At 58.1% G+C, this 15,896-nt stretch carries 17 protein-coding genes and 1 pseudogene; 10 read left to right on the top strand and 8 right to left on the bottom strand.

Translation table 11 applies throughout. From position 1 onward, the window contains the following. Positions 1-2 precede the first annotated feature (2 nt). From AC1D06_RS34350 to AC1D06_RS34340, 3 genes are all read right to left on the bottom strand, one after another. Complete coding sequence (locus AC1D06_RS34350; RefSeq protein ID WP_477880778.1) at positions 3-845, bottom strand: carbohydrate ABC transporter permease; 843 nt, start codon at positions 843-845, stop codon at positions 3-5. Continuing rightward, entirely contained in the window at positions 842-1,771 is a 930-nt protein-coding gene (locus tag AC1D06_RS34345; RefSeq protein WP_477880776.1) for a carbohydrate ABC transporter permease, read from the bottom strand. The genes AC1D06_RS34350 and AC1D06_RS34345 overlap by 4 nt, the downstream gene beginning before the upstream one ends. A 73-nt stretch (positions 1,772-1,844) precedes the next feature. Continuing rightward, entirely contained in the window at positions 1,845-3,146 is a 1,302-nt protein-coding gene (locus AC1D06_RS34340; protein WP_477990265.1) for an extracellular solute-binding protein, read from the bottom strand. A 758-nt stretch (positions 3,147-3,904) separates the two neighbouring features. On the opposite strand from AC1D06_RS34340, the gene AC1D06_RS34335 reads away from it, so the two are divergent. Then, complete coding sequence (locus tag AC1D06_RS34335; RefSeq protein ID WP_477990264.1) at positions 3,905-5,128, top strand: ATP-binding protein; 1,224 nt, start codon at positions 3,905-3,907, stop codon at positions 5,126-5,128. Positions 5,129-5,922: 794 nt separating this feature from the next. Here AC1D06_RS34335 and AC1D06_RS34330 read toward each other — a convergent pair. Together AC1D06_RS34330 and AC1D06_RS34325 are read right to left on the bottom strand one after the other, a co-directional pair. After that, a complete protein-coding gene (locus tag AC1D06_RS34330) occupies positions 5,923-6,303 on the bottom strand; it encodes a nuclear transport factor 2 family protein (protein ID WP_477990263.1) in 381 nt (126 codons plus the stop codon). Between the two features lie 121 nt (positions 6,304-6,424). Continuing rightward, positions 6,425-8,077, bottom strand: coding sequence for an acetolactate synthase large subunit (locus AC1D06_RS34325; RefSeq protein ID WP_477990262.1), 1,653 nt, complete (start codon positions 8,075-8,077; stop codon positions 6,425-6,427). 57 nt (positions 8,078-8,134) lie between these two features. On the opposite strand from AC1D06_RS34325, the gene AC1D06_RS34320 reads away from it, so the two are divergent. The 6 genes and pseudogenes from AC1D06_RS34320 to AC1D06_RS34295 form a co-directional block, all read left to right on the top strand. Then, positions 8,135-8,464 carry a hypothetical protein gene (locus AC1D06_RS34320; protein ID WP_477990261.1) on the top strand — a complete coding sequence of 110 codons (330 nt, stop codon included), beginning with the start codon at positions 8,135-8,137 and terminating at the stop codon, positions 8,462-8,464. Positions 8,465-8,619: 155 nt separating this feature from the next. Next, entirely contained in the window at positions 8,620-8,817 is a 198-nt protein-coding gene (locus AC1D06_RS34315; protein WP_477880764.1) for a hypothetical protein, read from the top strand. A 536-nt stretch (positions 8,818-9,353) separates the two neighbouring features. Beyond that, the gene (locus AC1D06_RS34310; protein ID WP_477880763.1) at positions 9,354-9,569 is read left to right on the top strand and encodes a hypervirulence associated TUDOR domain-containing protein; all 216 of its coding nucleotides are present in this window, start codon (positions 9,354-9,356) and stop codon (positions 9,567-9,569) included. A 41-nt stretch (positions 9,570-9,610) separates the two neighbouring features. Then, complete coding sequence (locus AC1D06_RS34305; RefSeq protein ID WP_477990260.1) at positions 9,611-10,444, top strand: hypothetical protein; 834 nt, start codon at positions 9,611-9,613, stop codon at positions 10,442-10,444. A 24-nt stretch (positions 10,445-10,468) separates the two neighbouring features. After that, positions 10,469-10,969 carry a hypothetical protein gene (locus AC1D06_RS34300; RefSeq protein WP_477990259.1) on the top strand — a complete coding sequence of 167 codons (501 nt, stop codon included), beginning with the start codon at positions 10,469-10,471 and terminating at the stop codon, positions 10,967-10,969. A gap of 18 nt (positions 10,970-10,987) precedes the next feature. Beyond that, positions 10,988-11,344, top strand: a pseudogene (locus AC1D06_RS34295) (molybdopterin-dependent oxidoreductase); the annotation flags it as partial. Positions 11,345-11,528: 184 nt separating this feature from the next. Here the strand turns inward: AC1D06_RS34295 and AC1D06_RS34290 are convergent. Next, positions 11,529-12,497 (bottom strand): alpha/beta hydrolase family protein, encoded by a 969-nt coding sequence (locus AC1D06_RS34290; protein ID WP_477880759.1) that lies wholly within the window; start codon positions 12,495-12,497, stop codon positions 11,529-11,531. Positions 12,498-12,635: 138 nt separating this feature from the next. Between AC1D06_RS34290 and AC1D06_RS34285 the strand changes: the two genes are divergently transcribed. Beyond that, the gene (locus AC1D06_RS34285) at positions 12,636-13,295 is read left to right on the top strand and encodes a TetR/AcrR family transcriptional regulator (protein WP_477990258.1); all 660 of its coding nucleotides are present in this window, start codon (positions 12,636-12,638) and stop codon (positions 13,293-13,295) included. Between the two features lie 327 nt (positions 13,296-13,622). Here the strand turns inward: AC1D06_RS34285 and AC1D06_RS34280 are convergent, their stop codons facing one another. Further along, a complete protein-coding gene (locus AC1D06_RS34280; RefSeq protein WP_477880755.1) occupies positions 13,623-14,177 on the bottom strand; it encodes a TetR-like C-terminal domain-containing protein in 555 nt (184 codons plus the stop codon). Positions 14,178-14,292: 115 nt separating this feature from the next. On the opposite strand from AC1D06_RS34280, the gene AC1D06_RS34275 reads away from it, so the two are divergent. After that, positions 14,293-14,760, top strand: coding sequence for a nuclear transport factor 2 family protein (locus tag AC1D06_RS34275; RefSeq protein ID WP_477990257.1), 468 nt, complete (start codon positions 14,293-14,295; stop codon positions 14,758-14,760). Beyond that, entirely contained in the window at positions 14,714-15,589 is an 876-nt protein-coding gene (locus tag AC1D06_RS34270) for an NmrA family NAD(P)-binding protein (RefSeq protein WP_477880751.1), read from the top strand. Before AC1D06_RS34275 ends, AC1D06_RS34270 begins: the two co-directional genes overlap by 47 nt. Positions 15,590-15,686: 97 nt before the next feature. On the opposite strand, the gene AC1D06_RS34265 is transcribed toward AC1D06_RS34270, so the two are convergent. Next, positions 15,687-15,896, bottom strand: a 210-nt coding sequence (locus tag AC1D06_RS34265; protein WP_477990256.1) for an IS3 family transposase, incomplete at its 5' end; no start/stop codon positions are given.

The following is a 15,896-nucleotide window of genomic DNA, read 5'->3' as shown; positions in this document are numbered from 1 at the left end:
GGTCAGCCCTTGACCGCGCCTGCGGTCATGGCGCTGAGGATGAGGCGTTGCAGGGATAGGAAGGCGACGATCGCCGGAACGACGGAGACGAGGCAGGCAGCTGCCAGAAGCTGGATGGAGGAATCGTTCTGCGTGCCGGCATATTGGAAAATGCCAACGCCGATCGGCGTCAGCGATTCCTTGGTGATCAGCAGGAACGGAACCAGGAACTGCGACCAGCCGGCGATGACGGCGATAATGAATGCGGAAGCCATGGCAGGGGTCGAGAGCGGCAGGATGATCCGCCAGAACACACCGAAGCGATTGCAGCCGTCGATCAGTGCGGCCTCGTCAAGATCTTTGGGAATGCCGTCTATGAAGCCTTTAAGGATCCAGGTCACCATGGGGACGACGAGGGCGATATACACCATCGTCGCGCCGAAATGGCTGTCGGTCAGGTGGATGGCGGCCATGTAGCGATAGAGCGGCACCATGATCACCAAGGGGGAGATCATCTGGAAGGCGAGCAGGACCATCATCCACGGGCCTTTGCCACGAAATTCGAACCGGGAGAAGGCGTAGGCCGCCGGAAGCGCCACGATCAGGCAGCCGATCGCGCTGGCGGACGATAGTTTCAAGGCATTCCAGAGATAGCCGGCGAATTTTTCGGACGAGAGGATGGTGATGAAATTGTCGAGCGTCGGCGCCTTGGGTATGAACCGGCTGACGCCAAGGAAAACTTCCTTGCGTGTCCGCAGGGCCAGAGACAGCAGCCAGAGCAGCGGCCAGGCAAAGAACAGGAAGGTCGCTGCCAGAAAGAGATAGCTGAGCGCATCGCCGAGGCGGTTTTGCGTCGATACCTTCATCGGCCGTCTCCTTTCGGCAGGAACCGGGCATAGATCAGCGCCAATGCAAGGCTGATCACCAGCATCAGGATGGAGAGGACCGAGCCGACGGCAAGGTCGTAATTGCGGAAGACGGCGTTGAATGTGTAAAGCGAAAGAACCTCCGTCGCCCGGCCTGGTCCGCCGCCGGTCAGGGAAATGATGGCGTCGAACGTGTTCAGCGTCTGGATCGTGATCAGGATCATGTTGACGAGAATGGCCGCACGCAATTGCGGCAGCGTCACATGAACGAGCTTTTGCCATGAACTGGCACCATCCACCTCGGCGGCCTCGTGAAGGACCGGATCGATCGCCTTGATCGCCGCATACATGACGACCATTGAAAAAGCCGTGCCACGCCAGACATTCGAGAGCACGACAGACCAGATCACCATGTCCGGATCGGACAGCCATTGAACCGGCGCGATGCCCACGGCGCGCAGGATGCTGTTCAGCCCGCCGAACGGCGCCTCGTTGAACAGCATTTTCCAGATGATGCCGCCCGCAATGCCCGGCACGACCCAGGCAATTAGCGCGGTCGTGCGCACGATGGTCGTACCGAACAGCAGCCGCGCTTCCGAACGCACCACCACCAGGGCGATGGCGAGTCCGAACGCCTGTTGGATGATGACGCTTGCCGAGGTGAAGACGAAGGTCACCCCAAGAATCTGTGGCAGTTCAGGCCGCATCAGCGTATCGACGATGGTATTCAGCGTGTATCGCCCGTCGCCGCCAAGCAGCGTCATGTTGGTGAAGGCCAAGCGAAACACGTCGAGCATCGGGTAGAGATAGAAGATCCCCAGAACCAGGATCAGCGGCATGAGCCAAGGCATGACGGCGGGTGTGTGCCGGGTCGCAATGCTGGAAACCATGACTGGACTCGCAGCTTCGGCGCTAATGTTCGTCATCGGCCCATCCGATTATCAGACATGCATGAAGCCCGGCGGCGCAGGTTGAATATCCGCTACGCCGCCGGATATGTTACGACCGCCCGAAGGCGTCGAGCGAGGCTTTGAACGCCTCGTCGACGGCGGCGTCGGTCGGCTGGGTGCCGGTCAGCACTTTGCCCATCATGATTTGTATCTGGTTGGAGATTTCAGGATAGACGGGTGCGCCGGGGCGAGCCTGGCCGAACTTGAGCGCAGCCGCAAAGGTTTTGTTCGCCTCGGTGGAGAACACCTTGTATTTTTCATAGAAATCGGCCCGCGTCGGAAGCTGCTCCTGCAGCTCGTTTGCCGGACCCATATAGATCTCACGGGTCAGATCGGCGCACATCTTGACCTTGGCCTGGTCTTTGCTGAACGAGGCGACCGTCCAGCCACCGGTGCCGGTCGAACGCTCGTCTTTCGTCGGGCCGGGGAGGGGCGAAAAGGCCCACTTTGCAAATTCCGCCGGCTCCAGCGCGCTCTTGAGCTGCGCATATTGCCAGTTGCCGCCGACGAATAGCGCGGTGGTTCCGGCCGTGGCGGCGGCGTTGAAGTCGTCATAATTGCCGATGGTCGCAACGCGCTTGGGTGCGGCGCCGGATTCGACCAGATCGCGGTAATAGTTGACCGCCTTGATGAATTTGTCGCGGTTGGCACCCTCGCCGAAGACGGGCTTGCCGGCGTCATCTACGAGTTTGCCGCCCTGGGCCCAGAAATTGGCGAGCCAATCGAAAGTCGTTCCTTCATAGCGGCTGCCGTTGAAAAGCACGCCTTCCATGCCCTTTTTAGTCGAGGCAAGCGCTGCCTTCTTGAGTTCGTCCCAGGTCTGCGGCGCATCCGGAACGATTTCGGTATTGCGATAGAGGACGCGAAGGTCCGTGGACCACCACCAAGCATAGATCTGGCCGTCCGTGCCAGTAATGCCGTCGCGAATGAACGGGAAAAGCTGGTCGATCTCCTCCTTCTTAAAATAGGGCGAGAAGGATTGCAGCACGCCCGCTTTCTTGAACAACGGCAGGACGAAGGAATCGACCGCCGCACAATCCGGAGCGGTGCCGGCCTTTGCCTGTTCCAACATGCGGGCCTGTTCCTGGCCTATATCGCCCGACATCATCTGCAGTTCGATCTGCCATCCCGGATGATTGGCGATGAAGGCGTTGAAGAGCTTGGCATAGCCCGCCGCATAGACGGGTTCATTGTTGCGCGGCCCGTCGGTGGTCATGCGGAACACCAGCTTGTTGGGCGCATCCGCCGGGCCGACGGTATCGCCGGTAATGGTTTCCTGCGCGTGGGCGCCAAGCGGCAAGCAAAAGGCAGAGCCGGCGACAAGGGTGAGCGCCAATACATTTCTCTTCATGGAATACCTCCCAGGGCTCAAAGAGCGTTTCCGACCTGCGCTGCCTCCACAACAACGTTCTTCTCAGGTCGGTACGATTAGGTTAAATCACTTTTCTTTCCTGTCAAGTAGATGCTGAATCCTGAAGTCGTGCCCGCGAGCGCCGGAACCCGCTTCTGGTCTATCTCTGTTTCGTGCCGACAGAGTCTCTGCCAATGCCGCTCACGTCGGCGCGAATGCTTGAGCTTGTTCGAATGCAGCGCCTAGCCCTGCTGGATCCTGATTGGACTCCAGCGGAGTGCGCGCGCACCCCGACCGGCGCGTCTTATTGTCGAATTCCGCCTGATGAAAGAAAGCGGGCAGTCGCTGCGACACAGCTGCGTTCGATCCTTGAACCCACAGCTATGCCCGCAACGTGAACGAAATCAGTGCTATATGAATAAATGGGGCAAGGTCGACGGTTCAAGTCTCTTCAACTGCTGCATTCCTCCCGTTTGTTAAGAGCTGGTCGGGTTGGCGGTGTGATGGAAATATGCTTTCGCTTCGCTCCTGATCAGATACCCCTCCGTTGAGCATCAGTAGGTCAGTTCCGGTGACCAAATAGCAAAGGTTCTGCAGCGCCTGCGTGGCCTCTCGCCTCCCTCATGCCGCAATCTGGCATGTCACCTACTTTTGGTTTCTCGTTTCAATCAGCCGCCGTTTAGATTTCAAATGGTCATGCCTTGACTTTCAATCGGTCATCACCATAGTTTCAAACAGTCATCGAAAGGAATGAAGCTGTGGCGCTGTATCCAAGGCTCGTTGAGCAACGGGTTGTCGACGCCTTGTCAGACACCCGAGTCGTACTGATCGTAGGTCCCCGACAATCAGGAAAAACGACGTTGGCCAAGAAGATGGCTAACGAGGGGATGGAGTACTACACGCTGGATAATGCGACGACCCTGGACGCAGCGCGACAGGATCCAGTTGGCTTTGTAAGAGGTATGGATCGCGCCATCGTCGATGAAATTCAGCGCGCTCCCGAGCTGTTGCTGGCCATCAAGGAAAGCGTGGATACCGACCAGCGCCCAGGGCGTTTCCTCCTGACCGGTTCAGCCAATCTCATGACGCTGCCACGCGTGGCGGATTCGCTCGCAGGGCGCATAGAGGTCGTTCGATTGCTGCCGCTTGCGCAAAGCGAGATCAGAACTGCCAGCGCCAGCTTCCTGCGCGACGCCTTTCAAAACGAAGCTAAGGCCGGAGAACTCGTCGTCGGAGACGACCTGATGGCTGCGGTTCTGGCCGGTGGATATCCCGAGGCATTGGGCCGCAAAACCTTGAGCCGCAGACAGGACTGGTATGCGGATTATATCCAGGCGATCGTTCAACGCGACGTTCGCGATGTCGCGCAAATCGAGCAGATTGCTCAAATGCCGCGCCTGCTACGCATTCTGGCAGAGCATTCTGGACAGCTCGTGAACTATTCCGGAATTGGCGCCGCTATCGGGATGAACCACATCACAACGCAAAAATATGTCGGAATCTTCGAGAACCTGTTCCTCGCTCGAACCGTGCAACCCTGGTTTTCGAACAAACTGAAACGCCTGACCAAAACACCGAAAATACATTTCCTCGATTCTGGTCTTCTCGCATCCCTTCGTGACCTCTCTCTCGACCGCCTGCGCGACGACAGGGGTCAGTTCGGGGCATTGTTGGAGACGTTCGTTTTTGGCGAGATCCTTAAACTCGCGGGCGGGGGGCAAACTCACTTCGAGTTTTCGCACTTTCGTGACAAGCAACAGAACGAAGTCGATATCGTCATCGAAGACCAAAGGGGGAGGATTGTCGGTATTGAGATAAAAGCGGCAGCATCCGTCTCGAATTCCGATTTTTCGGGTTTGCGAATTTTGGCCGAAGCATCTGGAGAGCGCTTTGTTTCGGGCATTGTCTTGTACGACTATAACAAGGTGATTCCATTCGGTGAACGCCTATCCGCCGTGCCAATTTCCGCATTGTGGCATTAGCGCCCGGGAATTTCGCTTCAGTCTCCAGACCCGAGCATTCTTGAAAATTCGATGGTGTCGATCAAAATTGGCGTCAGGTTCGATTCCCTTCAACCGCTAAAAATTTCTCGTCGAATGATGGGTTGCAGGTGCTCGTTGCAGGAATTGCAGGTTCGAAGGTTCAAACTCCCTCCTATTATTTTGGGCCATTATGAGCTGGTCACGTTTTGCTTTGCCAACGATTGTTTGTCGGTCAAGTGGCGAACGTCGCTCCAAGTAGGAAGATCTCCATCTTATTCTACCAAAGTCGCACATTCCCGGGTTTTGCTTCGAATTTTCCCTTCTCAATTTTGAGGGCTACCTCCACGATGCGCAGGGCAATCGGGTGAGTTAATTTCTGCGGATTACGGCGTCCAGATCCTCGGCTTGTGCCGACGACTATCGCCAGGAGGGCAAAACCCGAGCCGCTTATGGAGATGAGATCGTTTCTCGGTTGGCCATACGTGAGCCGACGATCGTACGCCATCCCGCATGCTGCATGGCCGCCTTCCCAGAAGTAGGAAATCGTGGCGCGCTGGACTTTGTCGAGGATGTCGTTTGTCGAGGGGTGCTGCACGGCTACTCTGTCATCAGACGATTGACTGCGCGCTCGACGATGAGGTGGACAACAAAACGTCTGGCCTGATGACCTGGATAGGAACGCTCTCGTTTTCAATGCGGCCAAACGGTTACGGCAATCTTTCCCACGTCGATCAATCGCGCGTCACCTGTTGGGCCTGCTCCGGTCTGGATACCTCGGGCAGCCGCACGGTGATCTAACCGCCGCGTTCAACCAGATGCGCACGCGTCGACGAAGGTTCGAACGCGTCGGCGAAATATTGCGTCTCATGCAGTACCAGTCCATTGCGGACTTCCATGATGCTCACCGCGTACGAGGGCACGCCGTCATAGCTCAGCACGAATTCGCTTATCCAGAGACCATCGCTGCCCAGGATCCGCCGAATCGTAAAGCGCTTCTTGTTTGGTTGCAGGCGTCGGCTCTCTTGAATATTCTTGCGACCGCGGATGCGCTCGCCGGACTGCGGATAATCGAGCACGGCGTCCTCGTGGTAGATTTTGTGCTCGGTATCGAAGTTGCTTTCATCGGCGGCCGTCCAATGCCGCTCCAGCGCTTCCCGCACTGCCCTGTCGTCCATTTCGATTTCCTCTCGAGATCCTTGAGCCAACATTCCAAAGGACTGCACCACCACGCAGTTTTCGCCTCGGAAGCTTGATGCATGGAACCTTTCATAGTGCGGGTCGCTCGCCGATGACTTTCTAGGTTGCCGCCGGTTGGTGATCCCCGAAGCGTTCCGCTAGTTCGTCAACCAGAACGCGCTTGTTTTCCGAATAGTCGATGGGCACGACCACAACGTGAACTCCACCAGTGGCGAATGCGTTCTCCAGCGCTGCCTTCTGATTCCTCACATCGCTGACGCGCGTGCCCTTGGCTCCATGTGCTTCGGCAAAGGCGACGAAGTCCGGATTGGTGAATGTCATGCCGAAGTCGGGAAAGTGGTCGATAGCCTGCTTCCAACGGATCATCCCGTAGGCATTGTCTTCGATGATCAGTACGACGAGATTAAGCTTCAACCTGACTGCTGTCTCCAGTTCTTGTGCGTTCATCATGAAGCCACCGTCGCCGCAGACAGCCATGACGCGGCGCTCAGGGTAAAGCAGGGAGGCCATCATGCCGGACGGCAAGCCTGCGCCCATCGTGGCCAATGCGTTGTCCAGCAGCAGGGTGTTAGCCATTCTCGTACGGTAGTTGCGCGCAAACCAGATTTTGTACATTCCGTTGTCAAGCGTGACGATACCATCGTCGGGCATGACTGCACGGATGTCATGAATGAGCCGCTGCGGTGTCGGCCGGTCCTCGGTCGCCCGGTCAGCGATCCTGGCGAGGATTCTTTCTCGCAGGGACAGAAGCGCCCGGGCATTCTTGAGCTTGCCGTCGATACGGTCTCCGAGGAGCTTCAGCGACGGGCCGATGTCGCCGACGACTTCGATTTGCGGGAAGTAGACCTCTTCGACGCGCGCCGGCTGATAGCCGACATGTATGACTTTCGGACCGCCGGATCCCATGATGAAGGGCGGCTTTTCCACGGTGTCGTGACCTATTGTCAAAATGACATCGGCCCTTTCGACCGCCTCGTGGACGTAGTCTTTTTCGGTCAGTGCTGCCGTCCCGAGATAGAGTTCAGTGCCGCCCGGCACCGTGCCTTTGCCCATCTGCGTGTTGAAATACGGTATTCCTGCGCGCACGACAAAGTCGGCAAGGTCCGAGGTCGATCTTGGCCTCGATGCTGCCGCGCCGAGCATTACCAACGGTCGTTCCGCGGCAGCCAGCATGGCGGCAGCCCGGTCAAGCGCGGCGGCGCTGGCGACCGGCAGTTCGAGGTCATGTGGAGGAATCATGCTCGGATCACCACCATCCTCCGCAGCGATGTCTTCGGGCAATTCGAGATGGACGGGACCGGGCCTTTCTTCCTGGGCAAGTCTGAACGCCTCACGCACGACCGTCGGGATGGTTGATGCGGAGACGATCTGACGGGAAGCTTTGGTAAGTGGTCTCATCGTCGCGACGATATCGACGATCTGAAACTGCGCCTGGCGCGACGAAAGAATGCCCTTCTGGCCGGTGATCATGACCATCGGCATCGCGCCGAGAAGCGCATAGGCGGCTCCGGTGGTAAAGTTGAGAGCACCTGGACCAAGGGTCGCCAGGCATACGCCCGGCTTGCCTGTCAGCCTGCCGTAGGTCGCGGCCATGAAGGCGGCCGCCTGCTCATGTCGTGTCAGCACCAGCTTGATCGAGGATGCGCGAAGTGATTCCACGAAGTCGAGATTTTCCTCGCCCGGAATTCCGAAGACGTACTTGACGCCTTCGTTCTCAAGTGCGCCGACGAGTAGGTCCGATCCTTTGGCCATGGACTATCTCCTTTTCAAGCATCATGCTCCTGGCAGCGCAGTTTTGGAACCATCGCGTTGAATGAACGGTCAAAAGTGTTGCCGTCAACAGCTCTGAAAGAGCATCCGGTCGACCGATCAATTCTCCACAAGGCGGCGAAGCCGGCCGTTCCGGGTATCGATGGCAGTTCGCACGCCGGAATAGGCTACTCGAAATTCAGAACGCTTCGCGCGCTCGGACTTTCGGCGGTGGTGCTGACGGGGCTGCCGATTGCCGAGCTGCTGGTGCTCTCCGTGTTTGCAGGACTGGTCGGCGTGGAGCTCGGCTATCTAATGCGTCCCTCCTGCTACCCGGCGGCGTCGCCACGCTCCAGGGCCTCTACGGAGCGACGCTGCCGGGCACGTTGACGCTCAGGCCGGAATGGTCGGCGGCTGGGCTCGGCACTGCGGTTCTCGGCGCTTTGGGCCCCGCTGGGCGAAGTTTGTGGCAGGTCTTGAGACTGCCACTGCTTGCGCCGGCGCGGCCTCGCGCATGGGCGATGGCCTCGGGCAGGACCAGGCGGATGCAGGCTGTCGCGGCCGCTCACCTCCTGGCATCAGCCGCCATTCTCGTCCAGTTCGGCTCGGGACTGATCGCAGGCCTCGCCGTGCTCGGCGCATTGCTGCTCGGGTCGGCGCTGCTGCTGCCCGTCGCGCTCTCCCTTCTGCTGGCCAGATGCGCAAGCTTGCGTTCCTTTTGGCACTTCCACGTCCTCAACTAAGGCGTATCTATGCCGGAGACGAACGGAGTACTCTCGCGCAGCCGCCGCACCAACTGTCCGTCGCATTTGAGGGTCTCGCCATCGACGACGGCCAGATGAGCACAGACGATCAGCTTGCGATCATGGTTCTTTCCTTGCGCGGTCGGAGACCCTGCGTCAGGTCACGATTTGAAATTAAGTCACGCAGCCTCATGCCATAGCCGGAAACGCGGCCGAAATTGCACTTGATTTGTTCTCTATATGTTCATTGGATGGTGTCCGGCAAGCGGCGGGTCTGCACGGACGCATTTCCGTAGGAGCAATTGTCCCTTTGACTGGAACGAAAGTAGACGCCGACCGTTGATCTGAGTTGGAGCAGCCGCGCAAAAGATAGTGCTCACTCCCAGGAGACTTCCATGGATATCACCACAATTCTCGTAATCGTGCTCATAGTTATATTAATTGGCGGCGGCGGCTTGTATGGTCGGGGACGTTGGTACTGAGCAGGTAGGCCTGTAACATGTTCCGCGTCGTGACAGCGCTGGCGAGATTTACTTATGGCGAATCGATTCAAAGTCGGCGACCGCGTAGGCTGGAATTCCGAGGCCGGGCGCGTCAGCGGTACAATCACTCGCGTCCACGCGCGCGAGTTCGATGTCAACGGCTACACGCACCATGCGACAGTCGACGCGCCGCAATATGAGATTAAGAGCAGCAAGACCGAACATGTCGCCTTCCACACAAGCTCGGCGCTCACCAAGCTTCGCGACTGACACTCCTGCCAGGCGTGATCGATGACAGAAACGATCGCCCCATGCCCACGCCTTTCCGGCCTTCCTCGCCCGAACCTCTTCGTGCCCGTCTCAGCGACGCGGACAATCGCATCCATCTCGACCACTGGATGCCGCCGCAGCGTGGGATTTTTCCGCGCATCCGGATCGGGAGCCATTGGTTCAATACGATCTGGGCACTGCCGATTGGCGCGGCGGCGCTGTTCTGCCTGATCGCGCTGGCGCAAAGCCTGCGCGAGCTTCCGAACGTCGCGGTCTTCATTCAGAACCATCCGGGCATCGCCCAATCGGCGCCGTCGGTCGACTCGGGATTTCCCTGGTGGCTGCAGCTCCAGCATTTCCTGAACATGTTCTTCATGATGTTCATCATGCGTGCCGGCCTGCAAATTCTGGCCGATCACCCACGACTCTATTGGAGTCGTGACTGCACGCCGGGCAGCGACTGGTTCCGCTTCCAAGTGCCGGTGCCAAAGGGGCGGATTTGGACCGCCAAGGATGATTCCGTCACACTACCGACTTGGCTCGGCATTCCTGGCCTTCGCCATACGCTCGGCTTGTCACGATGGTGGCACTTTTCGATCAACCTGCTGTGGCTGGTCAACGGCATCGTGTTTTATGCGCTGCTGTTTTCAACCGACCAGTGGCGCCGGCTCGTGCCATTGACCTGGGAGGTCATCCCAGCGACGCTCTCCACGGCGATCCAATATGCCTCGCTAAACTTTCCGGTCGATGAAGGCTGGACCCGCTATAACGGCCTCCAGCAGTTCAGCTATTTTATCACCGTTTTTGTTGCGGCGCCCGCCTCGATCGTCACCGGGCTGATGCAGAGCCCGGCAATCTCCAACGCGTTGGGCTAGTTCGGACGGCTGTTCAACCGGCAGATGATGCGATCGATCCACTTCATCTCGTTCGCATGGTTCGTCGGCTTCATTCTGGCGCATGGCGCCATGGTATTCGTCACCGGTATTCGGCAGAACACCAATCATATGTTCGGCGGCGTCAATGATGCGTCCTGGATGGGGTTTCCCCTGTTTCTACTTGCGATGGCCATCATGACAACGGCCTGGCTTGTTGTCTCACCTCTTAGCATCCGCCATGCACGTCTCGTACAGAGTACGGGCGCTTTCATGATCGGCTGGCTCATGGGGCTGACCGAGGGCTGGGATCCACGCTCCCAACTCACGAAGAAAGATATTTCACCCTATTTCTGGCCGAACGGTACCATGCCGAACTCGAAAGAGTTCGACGATCTCGTGGCCGAGAACTTCGCGAGCTACAAGCTAAGGGTCGACGGGCTTGTTGGGGCGCCGCGGGAGTTCTCGTTGGCCGACCTCAGGGCGATGGCAAAGCAGGAGCAAATCACGACGCATTTCTGCATTTAGGGCTGGTCGGGCGTCGCCGAATGGGGTGGCGTTCCCATGCGCGATATTCTCGACCTGGTGAAGCCGACACCGAATGCCCGTTACGCAGTGTTCTATTCCTTAGCTGACGGCGCCGATGGCGGCCGATACTACGACGTTCATAAGATCGGGAACATGCGGCATGAGCTGACGATCCTCGCCTATGAGATGAATGGGGCGCCGCTCAGCATTCTGCATGGAGCGCCCCTGCGGCTACGCTGCGAGAACGAGCTCGGCTTCAAGATGGTCAAATGGGTCGTGGCGATCGAGTTCGTTCATGACTTTGCCGACCTCGGCGCCAGGCAGGGCGGCTACAATGAGGACCACGAATTCTACGGTTACCGCATGCCGATTTGATCAATCGTGGGAGCGACAGTTGTGATCGAATGCAGCCCAATTAATCTGTCAACCATTAAGCTGCAGACAACCTGACAACGCCGTGTGCACGCTTGGTCTTGCATTCACACTCCGACTGCAACTGTCCCGCCCGATTACCTGCTTCCCTTCATTTTGGACTGATCGAAGGCGCGGGGTAAAATAGTTACTTTTCCTCGACGCGACCCTGCGAACTTGCATACATTTCGAGTGCCTTGCACGCATTCGACCATGCAAAATCCTCTGCATAAAGCGCCGAATGCAAATACGCCCAGGTCATTCGCTGCACCACAGCCAGTCGATCCGGGTTCTCGTCATCTGTCTCTTTCGCGTCATAACCAGCGATCCCGCCCAGTCCGTGTTTTGCGCCGAATAGGGTAAGCAGGCCGTCACTGCCAGGACCGTGGTAATAAGGGTCGGTGTGCCACTCGGCACCGCGTACGGTCAAATGCGGCGAACCGTCGCTATCACCAACGACCACCAGGGTCCTTGTCGTCATGTGTGAGTAGTCGGGGTTCATCGACGTATAGTGATCGGCAGCAAACTTGCTCAGACTGTCACCGCCATTTCCGGGTGCGGCCAATAGCACACCCGCTGTGATACGCGGCTCGATCATGCTTACGTTCGTTGCCGTCTCGTCATTAGTATCGGTCAATAATGCACCGAGGAGCAAGCCGACCGTTTGCCCTCCTAGAGAATGTCCAACCGCCGCGATCCGGCTCCGGTCCAGGCGACCTGCGATCAATGGAACCGAAGCTTCGATCTCATCAAGCTGGTCAAGGATAAGTTTCATATCCTGGACACGCGACCGCCAGAATAATGGCCCGCCCGGTGCATCCGGTCCAAGTCCGGCTACCTTTGAATTCGCATGCGTGGGCTGAATAACGACGAAGCCGTGTTCTGCATAGAAATTGACGAGAGGACCGTAGCCATCTTTCGATGGAAGATAGAGCGATGGCCCATGTCCATGTGATAGCAGAATGATGGGCAGGTTGCTGCCCGACAACGGAGCGGTGATACGCATTTGGAGAGGCAGCCCGCGTTCCGGGGCCGCCAGCGTCACAGGACTCACTGAGACGGTAGGAACGGCGTTATTGATGGGAATGTGACGGGCCTCGTTGATCAGGTTGTTCATAAATTTCTCTCTGTTTCCGTGTGGCGAGACCGAAGCGGCCGGCCTATATATGATAATCGGAACCGCGATCCGGAAATATGCGGATCAACGTTCCGATTATGAAATGATATACGGAACATTGATCCACTTAACAAGTGCATGGCGAAGACATTGGTGAAAAAGTCGATGACGGAGGCACAACTGCGGGAAGACGTGGAGACGGCGAACGCTGACAACAGCCAGCAGCACAGACGTATACGCGCGGATGCCCTTCGCAACGAGGATGCCGTGCTGGAAGCTGCAAAGGTGGTATTCAAAACCTCCGGAGTCGATGCACCAGTCAGGGAGATCGCGTCCAAAGCAGGCGTTGGGGTTGGCACACTTTACCGACGTTTCCCAAATCGATCTGACTTGGTGGCAGCAGTGTTTCGCCGGGAAGTTGACAGCTGTGCCGCGCAAGCTGCCTTGCTGGCGTCCGCGCATTCCCCTGACCAGGCACTCATCGCCTGGCTGAAGCACTACACGGATTTCATAAGCACCAAACGGGGTCTCGCAGCCGCATTGCATTCAGGCGATCCGGCTTTCGATGCCCTGCCTGGCTATTTCAGGTCGAGTTTTGAACCGGCTCTCAAAACGCTGCTTAACGCGGCGGCGGAAGCCGGACATGTTCGCAACGACATTGCGCCCTACGATCTGCTCCGTGCGATCGGTAACCTCACTGTAGCTTCCGGTGAAGACGCTGTAGCGCACACGGCGAGCATGGTCGGCCTCTTGATTGACGGTTTACGGTTCGGTGCTGTTGCCGGAAGTAAGTCGTAGCTCGCACTGGCTCACGACGGTGGAGGTTGTCACCTTCTGACAAGCGACTGCACCGAGGGATATTCTCGGTGCAGTCACTGCCCATGTCCGCAATGGGCCAACCCGGTGTTCCACGTTCGAATTATGCCAAGCTTTCAATCCTGGATTACCGGAAATCTCGGGCTGCAGGAGGATGCTGTCGCGTTTGTGAAGTCCGTGCTGGATTGTTGGGCACCAGTTTTCGAGGAGCTGTGTGAGCGTGCCCACGGCCATCTGCCGTTCCACAAGATTCTTCGGCACATAGCCGGTGCGCGGCCGCCTTCAATCTGAATGGCCAGCCGTTGGCCTTCATATCGCTTTCAAACCTGCGACAAGGGCTACCACCTGCCTTCCAATCTGTTCTCTGGTGATCCGTCGCCGCACAATGATCATTCCCCAGTAGAGGGCTGACGGGACCAGGTCCAAGGCCAGTTCGGCATCGATCTCCTTGCGAACCTCCCCCCGTGTGACGGCACGCTCGATCATTTCGATGCCGGCTCGGCGTCGTCCGCCTGCCAGCTTGTCCAGCAGGGGGACAAGTTCGCTCCTGCGGGCTCCTTCGGCATAAATGTCGGGAAGGATGCGCCTGATAAGTCGATGCCTGAGCGCCCGTCGCATCATCAGGAGATAGGCTTCCAGTTCTTCCGCCAGCCCACCCCGGTCGGAAACATCGGTCAAGGCCAGGCCCAGCCGCTCGACGGCCTCCGAGGCAAGAGCCAGTTTCGAGGGCCAACGACGATAGATAGCGGCCTTTCCCGCACCCGCCCGCGCCGCAACACGCTCCAAACTCAATCCGGTGTATCCATGTTCGGCCCACTCTTCGAAGAAAGCGCGATAGAGCGCGTCCGTCAGTTCGGATCGCATGACGGCGGCCCCGGTAGGCTTTCTTCTATTTTTTTCGTCGATACTATTGCGTTCCATCCAGATATCTCCTTATATGGACGGAACGATATCGTTCTACAAGCAAGGAGTAAAGACCATGACGACAAACACCGACCTCTTTCCCAGTCTTTCGGCACTGTTGGGGCAAGCTCTGGGAGACCTGCTCGCCCCTGAGGCCAAAACCTTCCTCGACATGTGTGCGGACGACATTCTCTTCGAATTCCCCTTCACACCGCATGGCGGGACCGCGAGGCTCGACGGCAAGGCGGCGCTCGAGGCCTATCTTCCGACAGTCGGAAGTTTGATCACGATTGAGTCCATGACGCTTGGCCGCGTCCTTGTTTCGGCCCAGCGCGACGCAGCCGTGATCGAGTTCAGCTGCAAGGGGCACGCCAATCAGACTGGCGCTCGATATGACCAGGACTATGTCTCCGTAATTGACCTGAAGGACGGCCGGATCGCTCGTTATCGCGACTACTGGAATCCGCTCATTGTGCTGGCGGCTCTGGATGGTGCGCATGCAGCAGGTGAAGCCCAGGCTGAGGGTACAAAACATGTCGGCTAAGGTTCTCGTTATCGGCGGCACGGGAAAGACCGGACGCCTCGTTGCCAAAGGGCTCAAGGAACGTGGCGTCGCGCACCGGATCGGCACGCGAACGCCAACTACTGAAACAGACATTGCCTTCGACTGGCAGCAGCCGGAGCTTGCCCAGCGCGCATTCGACTCCGTTGAAGCCGCTTACATCGTCGCGCCGACGAACAGCAGCGACCACGGGACAATCGTTCCGCCCATTCTCGACATCGCGCGCTCTGCTGGCGTTCAGCGTTTCGTGCTTTTGAGCGCGTCGTCGCTTGAAGCCGGTGGGCCGATGATGGGACAGATTCACGCCTATCTGCAACGGAAGGCCCCGGAATGGACGGTCTTGCGCCCTACCTGGTTCATGCAGAACTTCTCTGAGCAGCAGCACCTTGCGACCATCCGGGACAACAACGCGATATACTCTGCGACGGGTGCCGGGAGGGTCGGATTCATTGACGCGAGCGATATAGCCGACGCGGCCGTCGGCGCGCTTCTTGCCGAAAGGTCATGGAACGCGGACTTCATTCTGACCGGGCAGGAAACGCTGTCATATGCAGACATGGCCGCCAAGCTCTCCACGGCGCTCGGGCGCAGGATAGAGCATGTCAACCTGACCGTTGAGCAACTCGCGGACCGATACCGGCAAGGCGGCTTGGACGAAACTTATGCGCAGATGCTCGCCGCGATGGACGCAAAGATCGAGCAGGGCGGCGAAGATCGCGTAACCGATGGTGTCGCCAGGATGACGGGTTATGCGCCCACGACGGCCGATGCCTTCATCCTGCTGAACAAACCACGCTGGGAAAAGGAGTAACATGCRGAGTACGCGCTGTCGGCGAAGGCCTTGTCGATGGCAAGCTCCGCTGACCCTGTGAACCGCCCCGGCTTTGCCGGAGACCGTTTGGTTTAAGTTATGCGGCCACGGCTGGTTCGTCCAGCATGGCGTAGTATCGTTCTTCGGCTTCAGCTGGTGGAATATTGCCGATGGGCTCCAGAAGTCGTCGATTGTTGAACCAATCCACCCATTCAAGCGTGGCGAACTCCACGGCTTCGAAGTTGCGCCATGGTCCTCGCCGATGGATGACCTCGGCCTTGTAAAGGCCGTTGATCGTTTCGGCGAG

The organism is Rhizobium sp. P2_G2 (genome assembly GCF_056403555.1).
The sequence above is the reverse complement of the archived record's forward strand: the minus strand, read 5'-3'. Positions and strand labels throughout refer to the sequence as shown.

Excerpts from the sequence above, each read along its gene's own strand:
- AC1D06_RS34325 (WP_477990262.1), bottom strand. The coding sequence starts at position 8,077 with ATGGCCAAAGGATCGGACCTACTCGTCGGCGCACTTGAGAACGAAGGC.
- AC1D06_RS34270 (WP_477880751.1), top strand. The coding sequence starts at position 14,714 with ATGCAGCAGGTGAAGCCCAGGCTGAGGGTACAAAACATGTCGGCTAAG.
- AC1D06_RS34340 (WP_477990265.1), bottom strand. The coding sequence starts at position 3,146 with ATGAAGAGAAATGTATTGGCGCTCACCCTTGTCGCCGGCTCTGCCTTT.
- AC1D06_RS34275 (WP_477990257.1), top strand. The coding sequence starts at position 14,293 with ATGACGACAAACACCGACCTCTTTCCCAGTCTTTCGGCACTGTTGGGG.
- AC1D06_RS34315 (WP_477880764.1), top strand. The coding sequence starts at position 8,620 with ATGCAGGCTGTCGCGGCCGCTCACCTCCTGGCATCAGCCGCCATTCTC.
- AC1D06_RS34290 (WP_477880759.1), bottom strand. The coding sequence starts at position 12,497 with ATGAACAACCTGATCAACGAGGCCCGTCACATTCCCATCAATAACGCC.
- AC1D06_RS34345 (WP_477880776.1), bottom strand. The coding sequence starts at position 1,771 with ATGACGAACATTAGCGCCGAAGCTGCGAGTCCAGTCATGGTTTCCAGC.
- AC1D06_RS34280 (WP_477880755.1), bottom strand. The coding sequence starts at position 14,177 with ATGCGATCCGAACTGACGGACGCGCTCTATCGCGCTTTCTTCGAAGAG.
- AC1D06_RS34330 (WP_477990263.1), bottom strand. The coding sequence starts at position 6,303 with ATGGACGACAGGGCAGTGCGGGAAGCGCTGGAGCGGCATTGGACGGCC.
- AC1D06_RS34310 (WP_477880763.1), top strand. The coding sequence starts at position 9,354 with ATGGCGAATCGATTCAAAGTCGGCGACCGCGTAGGCTGGAATTCCGAG.
- AC1D06_RS34305 (WP_477990260.1), top strand. The coding sequence starts at position 9,611 with ATGCCCACGCCTTTCCGGCCTTCCTCGCCCGAACCTCTTCGTGCCCGT.
- AC1D06_RS34350 (WP_477880778.1), bottom strand. The coding sequence starts at position 845 with ATGAAGGTATCGACGCAAAACCGCCTCGGCGATGCGCTCAGCTATCTC.
- AC1D06_RS34300 (WP_477990259.1), top strand. The coding sequence starts at position 10,469 with ATGATGCGATCGATCCACTTCATCTCGTTCGCATGGTTCGTCGGCTTC.
- AC1D06_RS34285 (WP_477990258.1), top strand. The coding sequence starts at position 12,636 with ATGGCGAAGACATTGGTGAAAAAGTCGATGACGGAGGCACAACTGCGG.